The organism is Mycolicibacter sinensis, assembly GCF_001673565.1.
GTDB classification, from domain to species: Bacteria; Actinomycetota; Actinomycetes; order Mycobacteriales; family Mycobacteriaceae; genus Mycobacterium; species Mycobacterium sinense_C.
The window spans coordinates 1-19452 of record NZ_LZMF01000005.1 but is presented as its reverse complement, the minus strand read 5'-3'; the positions used below and the strand labels follow the sequence as shown (position 1 = coordinate 19452).

Below are 19452 nucleotides of genomic sequence, written 5' to 3'. Positions count from 1 at the left end.
GCCGGCCAAAAGACAGGTCTGCTATGACATTGCCGCTGCTCGGGCCGATGACGTTGTCCGGCTTCGCTCACCCGTGGTTCTTCCTGTTCCTGTTCGTCGTCCTGGGCCTGGTCGCGCTGTACATCCTCGTGCAGGTGGCGCGGCAGCGGCGCATCCTGCGGTTCGCCAACATGGAGCTGCTGGAGAGTGTGGCGCCCAAGGCGCCGACCCGCTGGCGGCACCTGTCGGCGGCCCTGCTGGTGGCCTCGCTGATGCTGTTCACCGTCGCGATGGCCGGCCCCACCCATGACGTGCGGATCCCGCGCAACCGTGCGGTGGTGATGCTGGTGATCGACGTGTCCCAGTCGATGCGGGCCACCGACGTCGAACCGACCCGGCTGGCCGCGGCGCAGGAGGCCGGCAAGCAGTTCGCCGACGAGCTGACCGCGGGCATCAACCTCGGTCTGATCGCCTACGCCGGCACCGCGACCGTGCTGACCTCGCCGACCACCAACCGCGAGGCCACCAAGGCCGCGATCGACAAGCTGCAACTGGCCGACCGGACCGCTACCGGGGAGGGCATCTTCACCGCGCTGCAGGCGATCGCCACCGTGGGCGCGGTCATCGGCGGCGGCGACACGCCCCCGCCGGCCCGCATCGTGCTGCTCTCCGACGGCAAGGAGACCGTCCCGTCCAACCCGGACAACCCCAAGGGGGCGTTCACCGCGGCGCGCACCGCCAAGGACCAGGGGGTGCCGGTCTCGACGATCTCGTTCGGCACGGCCTACGGCTACGTCGAGATCAACGAGCAACGCCAGCCGGTGCCGGTCGACGACGACTCGCTGAAGAAGATCGCCGACCTGTCCGGCGGCAGCGCCTACACCGCCTCGAGCCTGGCCCAGCTCAAAGAGGTCTACTCGACCTTGCAGGACCAGATCGGCTACGAGACGATCCGCGGCGACGCGTCCACCGGCTGGCTGCGCCTCGGCTCGCTCATCCTCGCGCTGGCCGGGCTGGCGGCGCTGCTGCTGAACCGGCGGCTGCCCGCCTGACGGCTGAGGCCCCGTTGACCCTGCGCTCACGGCGCAAAAGTGCGAGTAGCGCGCGCCCTCAGCGCAGAGTCAACGCATTGGTCCGATAAGTTGGCCGGGTGACAGACAGCCAAACACCCGCCGCCAAGCCCGCGTTCGTGTCCCGTTCGGTCCTGGTCACCGGCGGAAACCGCGGCATCGGATTGGCGATCGCGCAGCGGCTGGCCGCCGACGGCCACAAGGTGGCGGTGACCCACCGCGGCTCCGGGGCCCCCGAGGGCCTGTTCGGGGTGGTGTGCGATGTCACCGACAACGACGCCGTCGACCGCGCCTTCAAAGAGGTCGAAGAGCACCAGGGACCCGTCGAGGTGCTGGTGGCCAACGCCGGCATCTCCAAGGACGCGTTCCTGATGCGGATGACCGAGGAACGCTTCGAAGAGGTCATCAACGCCAACCTCACCGGCGCCTTCCGGGTGACCCAGCGCGCCTCGCGCAGCATGCAGCGCAAGCGCTTCGGCCGGATCATCTACATCGGATCGGTCTCGGGCATGTGGGGCATCGGCAACCAGGCCAACTACGCGGCGGCCAAGGCGGGTCTGATCGGCATGGCCCGCTCGATCTCCCGCGAACTGTCCAAGGCGGGCGTCACCGCCAACGTCGTCGCACCCGGCTACATCGACACCGAGATGACCCGGGCCCTCGACGAGCGGATCCAGGAGGGCGCGTTGGAGTTCATCCCGGCCAAGCGGGTCGGCACCGCCGAGGAGGTCGCCGGGGCGGTCAGCTTCCTGGCCTCCGAGGACGCCGGGTACATCGCCGGTGCGGTCATCCCGGTCGACGGCGGCATGGGCATGGGCCACTAGCGACTCGTTCACTCACGAAAACAGAGGACATTTCATGGCAGGCATTCTCGACGGCAAGCGGATCCTGGTCACCGGGATCATCACCGACTCCTCCATCGCGTTTCACATCGCCAAGGTGGCGCAGGAGGCCGGCGCCCAGCTGGTCTGCACCGGCTTCGATCGGCTGCGGCTGATCCAGCGCATCATTGACCGGCTCCCCGAGCCCGCGCCGCTGCTCGAGCTCGACGTGCAGAACACCGAGCACCTCGACACCCTGGCCGACCGGATCACCGAGGTGATCGGGGAGGGCAACAAGCTCGACGGCGTGGTGCACTCGATCGGGTTCATGCCGCAGACCGGAATGGGCGTCAACCCGTTCTTCGATGCTCCCTACGAGGACGTCGCCAAGGGCATCCACATCTCCGCCTACTCCTACGCCTCGCTGGCCAAGGCGACCCTGCCGATCATCAACCCGGGCGGGTCGATCGTGGGCATGGACTTCGACCCGACCCGGGCGATGCCGGCCTACAACTGGATGACGGTGGCCAAGAGCGCGCTGGAGTCGGTGAACCGCTTCGTCGCCCGCGAAGCCGGCCCGCACGGCGTGCGGTCGAATCTCGTTGCGGCCGGTCCGATCCGGACCCTGGCGATGAGCGCGATCGTCGGCGGTGCGCTCGGCGAGGGCGCCGGTGAGCAGATCCGGCTGCTCGAGGAGGGCTGGGACCAGCGCGCCCCGGTCGGCTGGGACATGAAGGACCCGGCCCCGGTGGCCAAGACCGTCTGCGCACTGCTGTCGGATTGGCTGCCCGCCACCACCGGCACGGTCGTCTACGCCGACGGCGGCGCCCACACCCAGTTGCTGTAGATGGAGCCAGACGCCGTCCTGCTCCTGTCCTTCGGCGGACCCGAAGGCCCCGAGCAAGTGCGGCCGTTCCTGGAGAACGTCACCCGGGGACGCGGCGTGCCACCGGCCCGGCTCGACGCCGTCGCGCAGCACTACCTGCATTTCGGCGGGGTGTCGCCGATCAACGCGATCAACCGCGCGCTGGCGCAGGCGTTGCAGGCCGAATTGCCCGGGCTGCCAATCTATTTCGGTAACCGAAACTGGGAGCCTTACGTCGAGGACGTCGTCGCCCGGATGGCCGACGACGGGATCCGCCGCGCCGCGGTCTTCGCGACCTCGGCCTGGGGCGGGTACTCCGGCTGCGATCAGTACGCCGAGGACATCGCCCGGGCGCGCCGCGCGGTCGGGGAGCGGGCCCCCGAATTGGTGAAGCTGCGCCAGTACTTCGATCATCCGTTGTTCGTGGCGATGTTCGCCGAGGCGATCGTCGCGGCCGCCGACACCCTGCCCGCCGATCTACGCGACACCGCTCGGCTGGTGTTCACCGCGCACTCGATTCCGGTGGCCGCCGACGAACGCTACGGCCCGCAGCTCTACAGCCGCCAGGTCGCCCACGCCACCGCCCGCGTCGCCGCCGCGGCCGGATATCCCGACTACGACCAGGTGTGGCAGTCGCGCTCCGGGCCGCCGCAGGTGCCCTGGCTGGAGCCCGACGTCGAAGACCACCTGGCTGCCCTGGCCGAGGCCGGGGTGGGCGCGGTGATCGTGTGCCCGATCGGATTCCTCAGCGACAACATCGAGGTGCTGTGGGACCTCGACCACGAAGTGCGCGCGCAGGCGCAGGCCGCCGGAATCGCCTACGCGCGTGCCAGCACCCCGAACGCCGACCGCCGCTTGGCCCGCCTGGCGCGCGGACTCATCGAAGAACTGCGCGACGGAGGGGTCGCGGACACGGTCGGGCTGGGCTGCGGGTTCGGCGTCAACGGTGCCCGGTGCGGATCCGCGCACTGCGTCGCCGACGTGGCAGACCCGCGCTAGCGGATCGCCGCCACGGGTCAGTTCCGCCAGGCCGACTGCAGGATCGCGGTCACCGCGGCGCTGCGCGACGAACGCACCACCGCCACCAGCGGCCGCACCGCATTGACGGCGCTGTGCAGCGCAGCCGAGGAATGCGCGCTGGCGGTCAGCAGATCGGCGCTGACCGCGATGATCGCCTCGACGTGCGCCGCACTGTGCAGCACCCGCACCGCGCGGGTCGGCGCATGGTCCGGAATGCGATGCCGGAGTACGGCTTCCATCATCTGCTCGACCCGCAATCGCGGATCCTCGACACCGTAGTCGGCCCACCGCGAAGCGGTGGACCCCAGCGCCTCGGCGGCCGTCCGGACCGCCGAGCGCAACGCGTACTCGGCGTCGCCCAGATCGTGCTGCTCGGCCACCGGCACGCTGGTCAGCGGGAAAGCCGTCCAGCACAATTCGGCGACGTCGGGGGAGTCGGCGTCCTCCAGATACGCCGGCACCAACCCGACCGGCGGTGATGCGTCAGAGGAACCGATGAGCACCGCCTCGCCGGCCAGGATCGCTTCTTGTGCGAACGCGGTTCCGGCCGGCAGCCCGCGCACGTCGCCGGGCACCGGAAACACCGGGTGGATACGAGCACCGGCGCCGGGCGCCGCCGCGCCGCGCACCACCTGCAGCAGTGACGCGGCGCCGCCGTCGCACGTGTCCGGCCATGACAGGCCGATGCTGCTCGCGACCACCGCATTGTAGGCGGCCACCGATTGCACTGGCGCCCAAGCCGATAGTGCGTCCAACAGGTCGTCGGGCGCGGCCCGGCCGGCAAGCCAGGCGTTGGCCCACACCGACAGAGAGACACTCGGGCACCACATGATGCAAGGCAGTGTAGTTGTCCGCGCCACCCGTCCCGGTCCGCACGGGTTCGGGTGATTCTCGGGCTATCCTGGCCGCATGTCGGCTGCGCTGGTCTGGTTGGTCTTCGCGCTCGGGCTCGCCGGTGCCGAGGCGCTCACCGGCGACATGTTCCTGCTGATGCTGTCCGGCGGCGCGCTGTCGGCGGCCGGGGCCAGCTGGCTGACGGACTGGCCGCTGTGGACCGACGGCGCGGTGTTTTTGGTGATCTCGGTACTGCTGCTGGTGCTGGTGCGCCCGGCCCTGCGGCGGCGGTTGTGGGCCGGGACGGGCAGTGAGACCGGGGTGCGGGCGCTGCAGGGCAAGACCGCGCTGGTGCTTGACCGCGTCGAACAACACGGCGGCCAGGTGAAGCTCGACGGTGAGGTGTGGACGGCGCGCCCGCTGGCCGACGGTGACGTCTTCGAGCCCGGCGAGCAGGTCACGGTGATGCATATCGACGGGGCCACCGCGGTGGTCGGCAAGGTCCTGTAGAGAAAAGGAGTGCTCATGGAAGGCGCTACGACCGGCCTGGTGTTGCTGGCAGTACTGGTGATCTTCGCGGCGATCGTGGTCGCCAAATCGGTGGCGCTGATTCCACAGGCCGAGGCGGCGGTGATCGAACGCCTGGGCCGCTACAGCCGCACGGTCAGCGGCCAGTTGACCCTGCTGGTGCCGTTCATCGACCGGGTGCGCGCCCGCATCGACCTGCGTGAGCGGGTGGTGTCGTTCCCGCCGCAGCCGGTGATCACCGAGGACAACCTGACGCTGAACATCGACACCGTCGTCTACTTCCAGGTCACCAACCCCAAAGCCGCGGTGTATGAGATCAGCAACTACATCGTCGGCGTCGAGCAGCTGACCACCACCACCCTGCGCAACGTGGTGGGCGGGATGACGCTGGAGCAGACCCTGACTTCCCGCGAGGTGATCAACAGCCAGCTGCGCGGCGTGCTCGACGAGGCGACCGGCCGCTGGGGACTGCGGGTGGCCCGGGTGGAGCTGCGCAGCATCGACCCGCCGCCGTCGATTCAGGCGTCGATGGAGAAGCAGATGAAGGCCGACCGCGAGAAGCGGGCGATGATCCTGACCGCCGAGGGGCAGCGGGAGGCCGCCATCAAGCAGGCCGAAGGCCAGAAGCAATCCGAGATCCTGACCGCCGAAGGCGCCAAGCAGGCCGCGATCCTGGCCGCCGAGGCCGACCGGCAGTCCCGGATGCTGCGGGCCCAGGGCGAGCGGGCCGCGGCCTACCTGCAGGCCCAGGGGCAGGCCAAGGCCATCGAGAAGACCTTCGCGGCGATCAAGGCCGCCCGGCCCACCCCGGAGCTGCTGGCCTACCAGTACCTGCAGGTGCTGCCGGAGATGGCCCGCGGCGAGGCCAACAAGGTGTGGGTGGTGCCCAGCGATTTCAACACCGCCCTGCAGGGCTTCACCAAGCTGCTCGGTGCCCCCGGCGAGGACGGGGTCTTCCGCTACCAGCCGTCACCCGTCGATGAGCACGCGACCCAGCCGGAGGACGACAGCGACGAGGTCGCCGACTGGTTCACCACCCAGACCGACCCGGCGATCGCCCAGGCGGTCGCCAAGGCCGAGGCCGATGCGCGCAAGCCGGTCGAGGGCGCGATACTGCCGCCGCAGCTCGATCCCGGCATGGCGTGAGCGTTCTGACCGCTCGGGCGACCTACGCCGCACTGGCGGCATTCCTGGCCGGTGACGCGGTGGCATCGGCGATTCCGGTGCCCTACGTCGCGGCGAACATGGATGCCATGCGGATCCCGCCCGAGGTCCGTTGGGCGGTCCCGGTGGCCAAAGCCGCCACCGCGCTGGGTCTGGCTTCGGTGTTCCGCTTCCCGGGTGTCGCCCGGGCCACCACCGCGGCGTTGACGCTGTATTTCGCCGGGGCGCTCGGCATTCACCTGCGGGTCCGCAACCGCGCGGCGAACATCGTCCCGGCGGTGCTGCTGCTGGCGGTGTTCGCGGTGATGACGGTGCAGGGCCCGCACGCCGCCGGCGGCGGGGCACGGGCCCTGGGGACGGCGGCTTAACCCTTACGGGCGGCGGCGGTGTGCTCGTCGAGGCTGGTCGCCTTGTAGGCGTAGGCGGCCACAACTCCGCCGAGGACCTGGGCGACCAGGTAGACCCAGAGGAATTTCCAGGCGAAGATCCCCGACAGCATCAGGCCGAAGGTGATGGCCGGGTTGAACGCGGCGCCGGAGATGCCACCGACCGCCACCACGCCGACGGTCACGATGAACCCGATCGCCAATCCATAGAAGCTGTTGCCGGCGCTGTCTTTGCTGGTTGCGGTGTGCAGCACGATGTAGCAGAGCGCGAAGGTGAATATCAGCTCGGCGAGCAATGCCGGCCAGATAGTGCCGGACAGATCAAGAGTTCCGGTCGAGTACTTGTCGTGCCACAACCCGAATCCCACGCCGAATGCGGCGAGGGCACCGACCAACTGAGCCACGATGTAGGGCCCCAGATCACCCAGCGGCAGCGCGCCCCGCAAATAGGCGGCGATCGAGACCGCCGGGTTGAGGTGGCCCCCGGAGATGTGCCCGCTGGCATAGACCATCACCATCAGCACCGAGCCGATGCCCAGGGCGACCGCGGCGGGGCATTCCGTCCCGGATAGCAAGATGCCGATCACCGCAAACATGAAAACAAACGTGCCGATCATTTCGGTCAGATATTTGCGCACGGCGGCGTTTTGATCAGCCATTGATCCGGTCCCTTCACACACGGCAGTAGGAAAAGACTTTAACGGCCTACCGGTGTGTCTCCCGATATTGCGGACCGCCTTACACCGAATTGTTGCCGGATTGAGCAATCCTTTGTGTTGCGGCGGTTAGCCCTGCAGCCGCAGCTCGACCATCGGCAGCGCGGTGTCGGTGGCGGTCACCGGCTCACCCAGGGTCTGCTCGAGCACCGCGCTGAACTGTTCCCAGGTGCGGGGATGGCGCGCGATGTAGTCACCCAGCACGCGGTCCGCCTCCCGCTGATCGAGCACCCGGGCGGTGGCCGGTGCCGGGCGCCGGCTGCCGGCGTAGACCCGAACCCGCGGATTGGCGGTGATATTGCGGAACCATTGGGCGCGGTCGCCGAAACCCGATGCCACGATGTAGCGGTCGGCGCCGGGCTGATCGACCACCTCCAGAACGACCCGGCGAACGGCGCCGCTCTTGCGTCCGAGGTGTTCGAGCATCAGCAGCCGTCCACCGAGCAGGCCGCCCAGGCGTGCCCGATACAGCCAGATCGGGGCCCGCACCAGCCACCGCGACCGCAACAGGCGGCTGGCGGTGTCGGCGAGGGCGGGCATGCTCAGCAGGTTACCGCCGGTGCGGCGGGTGCCGCGGCTTCAGTTGCGGCCGGATGCTGACGGTGCCGGCGCACCTCATAGACCAGCAGCGCGACCCCGACGGCGGCGGTGCACGCCGACACGGCGAACAGCAGCGGGCTCACCTCGCCGGTCAGGGCGTCGCCCAGCACCACGACCGCGGCGGTGCCCGGCAGCAACCCGATCAGGGTGGCCACCGCGTAGGGCGCCAGCCGCACCGCCGACGCGCCGGCGGCGTAGTTGATCACCGAGAACGGGATGGCCGGAATCAGCCGCAGCGACACCACCGCCGGCCAACCGCGCTGACGCAGCTGGGCGTCCAGCGCATGCATCCGCGGATGGCGCACCACCCGGCTGAGCTGCCAGCCGAACACCCGCATCAGGACCAGCACGGCTACCGCGCTGAGCGCGCTGGCCGCCACCGCCAGCACGACGCCCAGCCACGGGCCGAACAGCAGCCCGGCGGCCAGGGTGAACGCGGTCCGCGGGAACGGGAACACCGTGACCACGGTGTGCGCCGCCAGAAACGCCAGCGGAAACCAGGGGCCGAGGGTCTGCGCCCAGTCGCGCAATTGCACGGCGGTGGGTACCGGAACCAGCAGCGCCACCGCGACCAGGGTGACGATCACCACGGTGGTCAACGCCAACCGCCGCAGCGCCACCTGCCGCGCGGTGCCCAGCACCACCGACCATGCCCCACGCAGCGCGTGGGGGGGTCGGGTCGCGGCGGGCGTCACGGGGCTCAAGGCTACGGGCCGAGGGTTAACACAACGTGTCACGTAGCGGGCGTTTCGCCGCTCGGCGCACCTCGGCCGCACCCCCCGACAGCCATCATTTAGCCTGGTTAACACGTGTCGGGTAGCGATCCATCTGCTACCCATGAGTAACAACAGGAGCCGCCGGTGTCCATCGACGTGTCCGCCGAACCCGCCGGGATGGAGCAGGCCCGCGCCCGCTGGCGTGCCGCGGTGGCCGGGGTGCTGGCCAAGAGCTCGCGCCGCGAGCCCGCCGACATCGACTCCGAGACCGGCGGTGAGCCCGAGCGGCTGTTGGACACCCCGGTGCAGGGACCGGACGGTTTCGCGATCCGGGCGCTATACACCGCTTTCGACGCGCTGCCCGAACACCCGCTGCCGGGCCGCTGGCCCTACGTGCGTGGCGCCGACGCCCTGCGTGACGTCAACACCGGCTGGAAGGTCGCCGAAGTCTTCCCGGCCAACGGGCTGGTATCGGGTTCCGACACCAACGGCGCCGTCCTGGGTGCGCTGACCGAAGGGGTCAGCGCGCTGGTCGTTCGCGTCGGCGACGTCGGCGTGCCGGCCGGCGAGCTGCGCGGCGTCTTCGACGACGTCTACCTGCAGCTGGTCCCGGTGCTTGTCGACGGGGCCGGTGCCGGCGACTACACCGCCGCGGCCGAGGTGATGCTGGCGCTGGTCGACGGCCTCGACCCGGACAACCGCGCCAACCTGTCGGTGGATCTGGGCGCCGACCCGCTGACCGCACCGCTGGCCGGCCGGCCGGCGCCGGCGATCGACGAGGTGATCGCGGCCGCCTCGCGCGCCGCCGGCCAGCGCGGGGTGCGGGCGATCGCCGTCAACGGCCCGGCATTGCACAACCTGGGCGCCGGCGCGGCCGAGGAGCTGGCCGGTGCGCTGGCCGCCGGCGTGGCCTACCTGCGGCTGCTCACCGACGCCGGCCTGTCGGTCGCCGATGCGGCCCGCCAGATCAGTTTCCGGCTCGCCGCTGACGACGACCAGTTCATGACGATCGCCAAGATCCGGGCGGCGCGCCGGCTGTGGGCGCGGGTGGCCGAGGTGGCCGGGGCGCCGGAGTCCGGCGGCGCCGTCGTCCACGCCGAGACGTCATTGGCGATGATGACCCAGCGGGACCCGTGGGTGAACATGCTGCGCACCACGCTGGCCGCGTTCGGAGCCGGTGTGGGCGGCGCTGACACCGTGCTGGTGCGCCCCTTCGACGCCGCCATTCCCGGCGGTCAGCCGGGAGCCTCGGCCACGTTCGCCCGGCGCATCGCGCGGAACACCCAGTTGTTGCTGCTGGAGGAGTCGCATCTGGGCCAGGTGCTGGACCCGGCTGGGGGATCGTGGTTCGTCGAAGACCTCACCGAGCAGTTGGCGCAGCAGGCCTGGCGGCTGTTCCAGCAGCTCGAAAACCATGCAGCACTAGGCGGTTTCGAGGCCGCCCGCGACCACCTCGCCGAGCGGATCGCCGAGGTCGCCGCTGCCCGCGCCGACGACATCGCGCACCGGCGCAGTGCGATCACCGGGGTCAACGAGTACCCGAACCTGGACGAACCCCCGCTGGCTGTGCCGTCCGGGCCGGCCGACGCGTCGGTGTCGGCCGGATTGCGGCGCTATGCGGCGCAGTTCGAGGCCTTGCGGGACCGTTCCGACGCCCACCTGGCGCGCACTGGTTCCCGGCCGCAGGTGCTGCTGCTGCCGCTGGGACCGATGGCCGAACACAACATCCGGACCACTTTCGCGGCCAACCTGCTGGCTTCCGGCGGCATCGCGGTGATCAACCCCGGCACGGTCGACGCCGGGCAGGTCGCCACGGCGGTGGCCGAGGCCGGCTCAGGGGTGGCAGTGCTGTGCGGCAGCGACGCCCGCTACGGCGCCGAAGCGGCCGCGGTCATCGCAGCGGCTCGTGACGCCGGAATCGACCGGGTCTACCTGGCGGGGCCGGCCAAAGCCTTGGCCGGCAACCCCGACACCGATCCCAAGCCAGACGACTACCTGACCATGAAAATCGATGCGGTGCAGGCGTTGTCGGACTTACTCACCCGATTGGGGGCCTGAGAGCCATGACCACCAGCACCTCACCCGGCACCATCGGAAGTTTCGCCGACGTCGCTTTGCACGGCGATGGCGAACCGGTGGCCGAAGTCTCTGCAAGCGCCGTCGCCGAGCACGTCGCGGCCGCCGCGGCCGCGCACGGCTACACGCCGGACCAATTGGACTGGCACACCCCGGAAGGTATCGAGGTCAAGCCGGTCTACACCGCCGCGGACCGCGCCGCAGCGGTCGCCGACGGCTACCCGCTGGACAGCTTCCCCGGCGAAGCCCCGTTTGTGCGCGGGCCCTACCCGACGATGTATGTCAACCAGCCCTGGACCATCCGCCAGTACGCCGGGTTCTCCACCGCGGCGGACTCCAACGCGTTCTACCGCCGCAACCTCGCGGCCGGGCAGAAGGGGCTGTCGGTCGCATTCGACCTGGCCACCCACCGCGGCTACGACTCCGACCACCCCCGGGTGCAGGGTGATGTCGGAATGGCCGGGGTGGCAATCGATTCCATCCTGGACATGCGGCAGTTGTTCGACGGTATCGACTTGAGCGCGGTCAGTGTCTCGATGACCATGAACGGCGCGGTGCTGCCGATCCTGGCGCTGTACGTGGTGGCCGCCGAGGAACAGGGGGTGCCGCCGGAGAAGCTGGCCGGCACCATCCAGAACGACATCCTCAAAGAGTTCATGGTGCGCAACACCTACATCTATCCGCCGAAGCCGTCGATGCGGATCATCTCCGACATCTTCGGCTACACCAGTGCCAAGATGCCCAAGTTCAACTCGATCTCGATCTCGGGCTACCACATCCAAGAAGCCGGTGCCACAGCGGATCTGGAGCTGGCCTACACGCTGGCCGACGGGGTGGACTACATCAAGGCCGGGCTGGACGCCGGCTTGGACATCGACAAGTTCGCGCCCCGGCTGTCGTTCTTTTGGGGCATCGGGATGAACTTCTTCATGGAGGTCGCCAAGCTGCGCGCGGGCCGGCTGCTCTGGAGTGAGCTGGTCGCGCAATTCAACCCGCGCAACCCCAAATCGCTGTCGCTGCGCACCCATTCGCAAACCTCGGGATGGTCGCTGACCGCTCAGGACGTCTACAACAACGTGGCCCGCACCTGCATCGAGGCGATGGCCGCCACGCAAGGCCACACCCAGTCGCTGCACACCAACGCCCTCGACGAGGCGCTGGCGCTGCCCACCGACTTCTCGGCCCGCATCGCCCGCAACACGCAGCTGCTGCTGCAGCAGGAGTCGGGCACCACCCGGCCGATCGACCCCTGGGGCGGCTCCTACTACGTGGAGTGGCTGACCCATCAGCTGGCGCAGCGCGCCCGTGCGCACATCGAGGAAGTGGCCCAGCACGGCGGGATGGCCCAAGCCATCAGTGACGGCATTCCCAAGCTGCGCATCGAGGAGGCCGCCGCGCGCACCCAGGCCCGAATCGACTCCGGGCGGCAGCCGCTGATCGGCGTCAACAAGTACCAGGTTGCCGAGGACACCGAGATCGAGGTGCTCAAGGTCGAGAACAGCCGGGTACGCGCCGAACAGCTGGCCAAACTGGAGCAGCTGCGCGCCGAGCGCGACGAAAACGCCTGCCAGGCCGCGCTGGCCGAGCTGACCCGGGCCGCCGGTGCCACCGGTACAGCAGGGGAGGACGGGCTGGGCAACAACCTGCTGGCGCTGGCCATCGACGCCGCGCGGGCCAAGGCGACCCTCGGGGAGATCTCCGACGCCCTGGAGAAGGTCTACGGGCGCCACCAGGCCGAGATCCGTACCATCTCTGGCGTCTACCGTGATGAAGTCGGGAAGGGCAGCAACATCTCTAGTGCAACCGCCCTGGTGGAGAAGTTCGCCGAGGCCGACGGCCGCCGCCCCCGCATCCTGATCGCCAAGATGGGTCAGGACGGGCACGACCGCGGTCAGAAGGTGATCGCCACCGCGTTCGCCGACATCGGCTTCGACGTCGACGTGGGCGCGCTGTTCTCCACCCCCGACGAGGTGGCGCGCCAGGCCGCCGACAACGACGTGCACGTGGTCGGGGTGTCCTCGCTGGCGGCCGGGCACCTGACGCTGGTGCCGGCACTGCGCGACGCCCTGGCCGAGGCGGGCCGGCCCGACATCATGATCGTGGTCGGCGGGGTCATCCCGCCCGGCGACTTCGACGAACTCCATGCCGCCGGGGCGAACGCGATCTTCCCGCCCGGCACGGTGATCGCCGACGCCGCGGTGGACCTGCTGCACGCGCTGGCGTCCCGGCGAGGCTACGAGCTCGAGCCGGGCGGACCGGTCGCAGACCCGAAATAAATGGCCGCCCACCTAGGTGACACCGTCGCCGAATTGGCGGCGGCGGTGCGCTCCGGTGATCGCTCCGTGCTGCCGCGGGCCATCACCCTGGTCGAGTCCACCCGCGCCGACCACCGCCAACAGGCCCAGGAGTTGCTGCTGGAGCTGTTATCGGCCGCCGGCGGGGCCCGACGAGTCGGCATCACCGGCGTTCCCGGCGTCGGCAAGTCGACCACCATCGAGGCGCTCGGCATGCACCTCATCGAGCACGGCCACCGGGTGGCGGTGCTGGCTGTCGACCCGTCGTCGACCCGTACCGGCGGTTCGATCCTGGGCGACAAGACCCGGATGCAGCGGCTGGCCGCCCACCCGGACGCCTACATCCGGCCATCGCCGACGTCGGGCACCCTGGGCGGAGTCGCCCGGGCCACCCGCGAGACGGTCGTGCTGCTGGAGGCCGCCGGCTTCGACGTGATCCTGATCGAAACCGTCGGTGTCGGCCAGTCCGAGGTGACGGTGGCCAACATGGTCGACACCTTCGTCTTCTTGACCCTGGCCCGCACCGGCGATCAGTTGCAGGGCATCAAAAAGGGCGTGCTGGAACTGGCCGACGTCATCGTGGTCAACAAGGCGGATGGCGAGCATCTGGCCGAGGCGCGGGTCGCCGCGCGGGAGCTGTCCGCCGCGGTTCGGCTCATCTATCCGCGTGAAACCTTATGGCGGCCACCGGTTTTGACGATGAGCGCGGTCGAGGGCACCGGGCTGCCGGAGTTCTGGGAGACCGTGGAGCGGCACCGCCAGACGCTGATCGACGCGGGTGAGTTCGACACCAGGCGGCGTGCTCAGCAGGTGGACTGGACCCGCCAGCTGGTGGCCGACGCGGTGTTGGAGCGGGCGCTGTCGGATCCGGCCGTGCGCGAGCTTCGCGTCGAGGTCGAACAGCAGGTGCTCAGTGGCGAGCTGACGCCTGCGCTGGCCGCTCAGCAAATTCTGACGGCGATCTTCGCGCAGCCGGGTTGATACCGAACCGGTGCAGTAACACGACTTATCTGCGCCGGTCACACGGTAGATTGCCCACCATGATGCAGCATTTCGACGCTCGCCGGATGATGCTTCCGGCGAACGTGCACGGCGCGGCCGACCCGAACTTCGGCTGCGCCGTGCGCGCCTTCGCCGCGATGTTCCCCGGCCGCCGCTACGGCGGCGGCGCGCTGGCGGTGTACCTGGACGGCCGGCCCGTCGTCGACGTGTGGACCGGATGGTCGGACCGGGCCGGCCGGGTGCCGTGGTCGGCCGACACCGGCGCCATGGTGTTCTCGGCGACCAAGGGCGCGGCGTCGACGGTCATCCACCGGCTGGTCGACCGGGGCCTCATCGACTACGACGCCCCGGTGGCGCAGTATTGGCCGGAGTTCGGCGCCCGCGGCAAAGCCGCGATCACCGTCCGGCAGCTGCTCGACCACCGGGTGGGGCTGACCCACCTGCACGGAGCCAGCCGGGCAGACCTGCTCGACCACGTGACCATGGAAGCGCGGATGGCCGCCGCGGCACCGGGACGCGAGTTCGGAAAGCCCGCCTACCACGCGCTGACCTACGGCTGGCTCATGTCGGGGCTGGCCCGGGCCGTCACCGGCACCGGCATGCGCGATCTGTTCCGCGCCGAACTGGCCGCCCCGTTGAACACCGACGGCCTGCACCTGGGCCGGCCACCCGCCGGCGCGCCGACCGTCGCCGCAGAGATCATCATGCCGCAACGCGACCGTCAGAACCCGGTGGTGAATCTCCTGGCCCCCAAGGCTGCCGCACTGCTGCCCTTCGGCGGGCTCGGCGCGTTCTATTTCCCCGGCGTGATGAACACGGTGCGCGGCGACACCCCCTTCCTGGACACCGAGGCCGCCGCGATCAACGGTGTCGCCACCGCACGCGGATTGGCCCGTCTCTACGGCGCACTGGCCAACGGCGGGCAGATCGACGGAACGCAGTTCCTGTCCCGCCGGTTGGTAAGAGGCCTCACCGGCCGGCACCGTATGGAACTGGACCGCACCATCGGGGTTCCGCTGGCCTTCCACCTGGGGTACCACGCGGTCCCGTTCGGCCCGGTGCTGCCGGGCTTCGGCCACGTCGGGCTGGGCGGCTCGCTGGGCTGGGCCGACCCGGCATCCGGGCTGGCGTTCGGATTCGTCCACAACCGGCTGCTGACCCCGTTCGTGGCGCTTGACCATGCCGGCTTCGTCGGGACGGCCGCGCTGATCCGCCGGGGCGTCGCCGCCGGCCGCCGGCGCGGGTTCCACCCCGTCCCGCTGCTCGGGGCGCCGTTCGCCGAGCGCGACGCCGCCATCGGATAGCCGTCTGCACACCGCAGGCGGAGCAGCACCCCAACACCGGGCTCCGGGCGGGCCCGCCGTTCCCATTAGGGTGTCCCGAGTGACAGACCGTACGCCGAAGCTCTACATCTTCCCGCACGCCGGCGGATCGCCGCAGTACTACGTTCCGTTCTCCAAAGCGTTTGTCACCGATGTCAAACGCATCGGTGTGCAGTACCCGGGCAAAGGCGGCAACCACGACCTCGGCGCGTTCACCAGCATCGAGGACCTCGCCGACCGGGTCTGCGACAAGCTGCCCTCGCCGACCGACGGACCGGCCGCCTTCTTCGGGCACAGCATGGGCGCCCTGCTGGCCTTCGAGGTGGCCCGCCGGTTCGAGGCGGACGGCAAGTCGATCGCTGCGCTGTTCGTGTCCGCGGCGGGCGCGCCCGGGCGAGCGGGATATGACAACATCGGCGACTCCGACCGGAACCTGCTCGAGGCGGTCAGCCAGATGACCGGGGTCAATCCGGAGTTCCTGGAGAACGAGGAGTTCGCGGCGAAGATCCTCCCGACGCTGCGCGGGTTGAAAGCGATCGCCAACTACGACTGTCCACCGGAGGCGCGAGTGTCCTGCCCGATCGTCGCCTTCCACGGTGACGAGGACGGCGTCGCCACCGCCGACAAAGTCACCCCGTGGGCCGAGCGCACCACCGCCGAATTCAGCGTTCGGACCTTCACCGCGCCCGGTCATCACTTCTACCTCAACGATCATCTGCCCGAGCTCGTCGGCGACATCGAGGAGAAACTGGCGGTTTATTGCCGAGGATGACCCCGGCTGCGACGCCCCTCAGTCTGTGAAATTCCTGTTGGTGCCGGTGTGACCCCTGGTGCTAGGGACGATTCCTGGGCTAATATGCCGGATCTGCTCCGTGCGCCCGGTAGGAGACTCATAAATTCCCGGTCAACAGGGCATACGTGGTAGCCTCCGCAGGAGGAAAACGCCTGGGATGTCGGGGTCCGAGGAGTTTTTGCCCAAGTTCCAAACACCCAGAAGGGGTACCCGTGTCGATGGTCGAATCACCCGCGCCGGCTGCCCCGGCCGCGCGATCTCGGCGCCTGGATGTACCCGCCCCGACATTTGATCCGACATGGCGGGCAAGCGGCCCCGGGCAAGGCTGAAGCACTCAGCTGAAATAGGCCGGGCACCAGCGCCACCGGACCTGACCCCACGTCGGGAGGCATCCCACATGTCACTCATCCAATTGCATATCCCTCCGCTGTGCAGCGAGACCGCGCAGCGAAACCGTCCGGCTGGACCACAGGCGTGACACATCTCGACGGGGACGACGTGCTTCAGCAGTTGAGGTACGCGGACTTGACATCACAAGGAGAAAACATCGCAATGGCGGTCAGTCAATCGCACATCCCGAGCCTGCTGGCGGACCGGGCCCGGGAGAAGCCGGATGCGCCTGCGTACACCTTCATCGACTTCGACGTCGACCCGGCCGGCTACCCCGAGACCGTGACCTGGTCGCAATTGCGCAACCGCGCGCAAGTGGTGGCGGCCGAATTGGCGACCTGCGCCTCGCCGGGCGACCGGGTGGCGCTGCTGGCCCCGCAGAGCATGGAGTACATCGTCGGGTTCTACGGCGCGCTGGAGGCGGGGATGATCGCCGTTCCGCTGCCGGTGCCGATGTTCGGGGCGCACGACGAGCGGGTCACGGCAGCACTGCGCGACTGCACCCCGGCGGCGATCCTGACCACGTCGGCGGCGGTCGGCGACATCGCCAACTCGATTCGTGACCTTGGCGGCAAACCGCCGGTGGTGATCGAGGTCGACGCTTTGGACCTCGACTCGGAGCCGGTGGTGACGGCCACCGCCACGGCGCCCACCAAGACGGCGTTTTTGCAGTACACCTCCGGGTCCACCCGGACCCCCGCCGGCGTCATGGTCGGGCATCAGAACGCGATCGAGAACATGCGGCAGATGATCGCCGACACGTTCGAGGACATCGGTGGGGCGGTGCCGGCCGACACCACCCTGGTGGCGTGGCTGCCCTTCTATCACGACCTCGGCCTGATGTGCGGCATCATCTTCCCGCTGGTGGGCGGCCACCAGGCGGTGATCTTCAGCCCGATGGCCTTCCTGGCCAAGCCGGCCCGCTGGATGCAGCTGGTGGCCAGCTATCCCAACGCCTACACCGGTGGGCCCAACTTCGCCTACGAGTTGGCGGTCCGGCGGACCTCCGACGAGGACATGGCCGGGCTCGACCTGGGACGGGTACACACCTTCGCGTTCGGCGCGGAGCGGGTGCACGCGGCCACGCTGCGGCGTCTCGCCGACCGGTTCGCCAAGTTCAACCTCAACCCGGCGGCGCTGCGGCCCGGTTACGGACTGGCCGAGGCCACCGTGTACCTGACGTCGAACACTCCGGGCAGCCCGCCGCCGACCGCGCGTTTCGACTACACCAAGCTGGCGGACGGGTCGGCCGAGCCGAGCGGGCCCGAAGGCGGTGTCGAGCTGGTCAGCTGCGGGGTGCCGCGGGCCTGCACGGTTCGCGTCGTGGACCCGGAGACCCAGACGGAGAACCCGGAGGGCAAGGTCGGCGAGATCTGGGCATGTGGCCCCAACATCGCCGCCGGCTACTGGCACAACCAGCCGGCGACCGAGGCGACCTTCAGTGGCAAGCTGGCCGACCCGTCGCCGGGCACGTCGCAGGGGCCGTGGCTCAAGACCGGCGACCTCGGGGTCATCTCCGGCGGCGAGCTCTACATCGTCGGCCGGATCAAGGACCTGCTGATCGTCGACGGGCGTAACCACTACCCGGACGACATCGAGGCCACCGTCCAGGAGATCACCGGCGGGCGTGTCGCCGCGGTCTCCGTCCCCAACAGCCGGTCGGAGCAGCTTGTTACGATCGCCGAGTTCAAGAACAAGGGGGGCTCGGACGAGGAGGTCCTGGACAGGCTGAACGAGGTGAGGCGGAAGGTCACGGCCGCGCTGTCGAAGGCCCACGGGCTGGCCGTCGGTGATCTGGTTCTGGTGCCCCAAGGCGCCATCCCGATCACGACCAGCGGCAAGATCCGCCGTTCCAGCTGCGTGGAGATCTACCAGCGGGACGGGTTCGACCGATTGGATGTTTCCGCTCGGTCCGTGTGAGCGATGACGAGCTGCCGCGCAGCTTTCGGGGAGGTTGAGTTGAGCGAGAAGAATGCCGTGCCGGCCGGGGGGCCGGACCGCCGGGCGATTGTTGCTGAGGCGCTGCGCAAGATCGATGACCTGACGGCGCGATTGGCGGTGGCTGAGGCCGGTGACACCGAGCCGATCGCGGTGGTCGGGATGGGCTGCCGGTTTCCGGGCGGGGCGGATGGCCCGGCCGCGTTCTGGCAGCTGTTGTGTGATGAGGGTTCGGGCATCGTTCGGGTTCCGGCGGATCGCTGGGACGCCGATGCCTTTTTCGCGCCGGACCGTTCGGTTCCCGGGACGATTTGTTCGCGCGAGGGCGGGTTCTTGTCGTCGTGGGCTCCTGCGGAGTTCGATGCGGAGTTTTTCGGTATCTCGCCGCGTGAGGCCGACGCGATGGATCCTCAGCAGCGGTTGCTGATGGAGGTGGCCTGGGAGGCGTTGGAGCATGCCGGGATCACCAAGGAGGCGATCCGCGGCACCCAGACCGGTGTCTTCGTCGGTGTGACCGCCTACGACTACGCCGTCGACATTTTCGGCAAGCTCCGTGCCGCCGACATCGATCCTTACCTTCCGTTCGGCAACGCCGCCAATTTCGCGGCCGGCCGGTTGTCGTATTTCCTTGGCGTGCATGGCCCGGCGATCATGGTGGACACCGCGTGTTCGTCGTCGCTGGTGACGATTCATCTGGCGTGTGCGAGTCTGCGGCGCCGCGAGTCCGATCAGGCGCTGGCTGCCGGGGTGAACCTGATGCTGACTCCGCAGAACAGTGTGGCGACGTCGCGGTGGGGGATGTTGGCGCCGGACGGGCAGTGCAAGACTTTCGACGCCGGCGCCGACGGCTACGTGCGCAGTGAGGGCGCCGGGGTGGTGGTGCTCAAGCGGCTTTCGGATGCTCAGCGTGATGGTGACCGGATTCTGGCGCTGGTGCG

At 69.4% G+C, this 19452-nt stretch carries 18 protein-coding genes; 14 read left to right on the top strand and 4 right to left on the bottom strand.

The window, feature by feature from the left end; all coding sequences use genetic code 11:
* The first annotated feature begins 23 nt into the window (after window positions 1–23).
* From A5648_RS00695 to A5648_RS00680, 4 genes are all read left to right on the top strand, one after another.
* Window positions 24–1031, top strand: coding sequence for a VWA domain-containing protein (locus A5648_RS00695; RefSeq protein ID WP_065022704.1), 1008 nt, complete (start codon window positions 24–26; stop codon window positions 1029–1031).
* A 98-nt stretch (window positions 1032–1129) separates the two neighbouring features.
* Window positions 1130–1873 carry a 3-oxoacyl-ACP reductase FabG1 gene (fabG1, locus tag A5648_RS00690; RefSeq protein ID WP_065022703.1) on the top strand — a complete coding sequence of 248 codons (744 nt, stop codon included), beginning with the start codon at window positions 1130–1132 and terminating at the stop codon, window positions 1871–1873.
* A 34-nt stretch (window positions 1874–1907) separates the two neighbouring features.
* Window positions 1908–2717, top strand: coding sequence for an NADH-dependent enoyl-ACP reductase InhA (inhA, locus tag A5648_RS00685; RefSeq protein ID WP_065022702.1), 810 nt, complete (start codon window positions 1908–1910; stop codon window positions 2715–2717).
* Window positions 2718–3734, top strand: a complete 1017-nt coding sequence (locus A5648_RS00680) for a ferrochelatase (protein ID WP_065022701.1) — start codon at window positions 2718–2720, stop codon at window positions 3732–3734.
* Window positions 3735–3751: 17 nt separating this feature from the next.
* On the opposite strand, the gene A5648_RS00675 is transcribed toward A5648_RS00680, so the two are convergent.
* Window positions 3752–4585, bottom strand: a complete 834-nt coding sequence (locus A5648_RS00675) for a hypothetical protein (protein ID WP_065022700.1) — start codon at window positions 4583–4585, stop codon at window positions 3752–3754.
* A 79-nt stretch (window positions 4586–4664) separates the two neighbouring features.
* On the opposite strand from A5648_RS00675, the gene A5648_RS00670 reads away from it, so the two are divergent.
* Genes A5648_RS00670 through A5648_RS00660 form a run of 3 tightly spaced genes read left to right on the top strand, consistent with a single transcriptional unit; the run spans window position 4665 to window position 6649 of the window.
* A complete protein-coding gene (locus tag A5648_RS00670) occupies window positions 4665–5099 on the top strand; it encodes an NfeD family protein (protein WP_065022699.1) in 435 nt (144 codons plus the stop codon).
* A gap of 15 nt (window positions 5100–5114) precedes the next feature.
* On the top strand, window positions 5115–6263 hold the full coding sequence (locus A5648_RS00665; RefSeq protein WP_065022698.1) for an SPFH domain-containing protein: 1149 nt from the start codon (window positions 5115–5117) through the stop codon (window positions 6261–6263).
* A complete protein-coding gene (locus A5648_RS00660; protein WP_065022697.1) occupies window positions 6260–6649 on the top strand; it encodes a DoxX family protein in 390 nt (129 codons plus the stop codon). Before A5648_RS00665 ends, A5648_RS00660 begins: the two co-directional genes overlap by 4 nt.
* Here A5648_RS00660 and A5648_RS00655 read toward each other — a convergent pair.
* From A5648_RS00655 to A5648_RS00645, 3 genes are all read right to left on the bottom strand, one after another.
* Window positions 6646–7326: an MIP/aquaporin family protein gene (locus A5648_RS00655; protein ID WP_207511555.1), complete on the bottom strand. Its 681-nt coding sequence runs from the start codon at window positions 7324–7326 to the stop codon at window positions 6646–6648. The two genes, A5648_RS00660 and A5648_RS00655, sit on opposite strands and share 4 nt — an antisense overlap.
* Before the next feature lie 126 nt (window positions 7327–7452).
* Window positions 7453–7923 carry a nitroreductase family deazaflavin-dependent oxidoreductase gene (locus A5648_RS00650; protein WP_065022696.1) on the bottom strand — a complete coding sequence of 157 codons (471 nt, stop codon included), beginning with the start codon at window positions 7921–7923 and terminating at the stop codon, window positions 7453–7455.
* 2 nt (window positions 7924–7925) lie between these two features.
* Window positions 7926–8678, bottom strand: coding sequence for a TVP38/TMEM64 family protein (locus tag A5648_RS00645; RefSeq protein WP_065022695.1), 753 nt, complete (start codon window positions 8676–8678; stop codon window positions 7926–7928).
* A gap of 165 nt (window positions 8679–8843) precedes the next feature.
* Here A5648_RS00645 and mutA point away from each other — a divergent pair, with 165 nt between their 5' ends.
* The 7 genes from mutA to A5648_RS00610 all read left to right on the top strand — a co-directional run.
* A complete protein-coding gene (mutA, locus tag A5648_RS00640; RefSeq protein ID WP_065022694.1) occupies window positions 8844–10757 on the top strand; it encodes a methylmalonyl-CoA mutase small subunit in 1914 nt (637 codons plus the stop codon).
* 5 nt (window positions 10758–10762) lie between these two features.
* Window positions 10763–13051 carry a methylmalonyl-CoA mutase gene (gene scpA, locus A5648_RS00635; protein WP_065022693.1) on the top strand — a complete coding sequence of 763 codons (2289 nt, stop codon included), beginning with the start codon at window positions 10763–10765 and terminating at the stop codon, window positions 13049–13051.
* Window positions 13052–14050 carry a methylmalonyl Co-A mutase-associated GTPase MeaB gene (meaB, locus tag A5648_RS00630; RefSeq protein ID WP_065022692.1) on the top strand — a complete coding sequence of 333 codons (999 nt, stop codon included), beginning with the start codon at window positions 13052–13054 and terminating at the stop codon, window positions 14048–14050.
* Between the two features lie 59 nt (window positions 14051–14109).
* Complete coding sequence (locus A5648_RS00625; RefSeq protein WP_065022691.1) at window positions 14110–15375, top strand: serine hydrolase domain-containing protein; 1266 nt, start codon at window positions 14110–14112, stop codon at window positions 15373–15375.
* A 79-nt stretch (window positions 15376–15454) separates the two neighbouring features.
* Complete coding sequence (locus A5648_RS00620; protein ID WP_065022690.1) at window positions 15455–16165, top strand: thioesterase II family protein; 711 nt, start codon at window positions 15455–15457, stop codon at window positions 16163–16165.
* A gap of 573 nt (window positions 16166–16738) precedes the next feature.
* Window positions 16739–18496 carry an AMP-binding protein gene (locus tag A5648_RS00615; RefSeq protein ID WP_065022689.1) on the top strand — a complete coding sequence of 586 codons (1758 nt, stop codon included), beginning with the start codon at window positions 16739–16741 and terminating at the stop codon, window positions 18494–18496.
* A 57-nt stretch (window positions 18497–18553) separates the two neighbouring features.
* Window positions 18554–19452: polyketide synthase (locus A5648_RS00610; RefSeq protein WP_131810496.1), on the top strand; the 899-nt coding region annotated here is incomplete at its 3' end.

What these genes read in the sequence shown, in the direction of transcription:
- A5648_RS00625 (WP_065022691.1), top strand. Translation starts at nt 14,110, where the DNA reads ATGATGCAGCATTTCGACGCTCGCCGGATGATGCTTCCGGCGAACGTG.
- A5648_RS00650 (WP_065022696.1), bottom strand. Translation starts at nt 7,923, where the DNA reads ATGCCCGCCCTCGCCGACACCGCCAGCCGCCTGTTGCGGTCGCGGTGG.
- scpA (WP_065022693.1), top strand. Translation starts at nt 10,763, where the DNA reads ATGACCACCAGCACCTCACCCGGCACCATCGGAAGTTTCGCCGACGTC.
- inhA (WP_065022702.1), top strand. Translation starts at nt 1,908, where the DNA reads ATGGCAGGCATTCTCGACGGCAAGCGGATCCTGGTCACCGGGATCATC.
- A5648_RS00680 (WP_065022701.1), top strand. Translation starts at nt 2,718, where the DNA reads ATGGAGCCAGACGCCGTCCTGCTCCTGTCCTTCGGCGGACCCGAAGGC.
- A5648_RS00695 (WP_065022704.1), top strand. Translation starts at nt 24, where the DNA reads ATGACATTGCCGCTGCTCGGGCCGATGACGTTGTCCGGCTTCGCTCAC.
- A5648_RS00675 (WP_065022700.1), bottom strand. Translation starts at nt 4,585, where the DNA reads ATGTGGTGCCCGAGTGTCTCTCTGTCGGTGTGGGCCAACGCCTGGCTT.
- A5648_RS00615 (WP_065022689.1), top strand. Translation starts at nt 16,739, where the DNA reads ATGGCGGTCAGTCAATCGCACATCCCGAGCCTGCTGGCGGACCGGGCC.
- A5648_RS00655 (WP_207511555.1), bottom strand. Translation starts at nt 7,326, where the DNA reads ATGGCTGATCAAAACGCCGCCGTGCGCAAATATCTGACCGAAATGATC.
- A5648_RS00665 (WP_065022698.1), top strand. Translation starts at nt 5,115, where the DNA reads ATGGAAGGCGCTACGACCGGCCTGGTGTTGCTGGCAGTACTGGTGATC.
- meaB (WP_065022692.1), top strand. Translation starts at nt 13,052, where the DNA reads ATGGCCGCCCACCTAGGTGACACCGTCGCCGAATTGGCGGCGGCGGTG.
- A5648_RS00670 (WP_065022699.1), top strand. Translation starts at nt 4,665, where the DNA reads ATGTCGGCTGCGCTGGTCTGGTTGGTCTTCGCGCTCGGGCTCGCCGGT.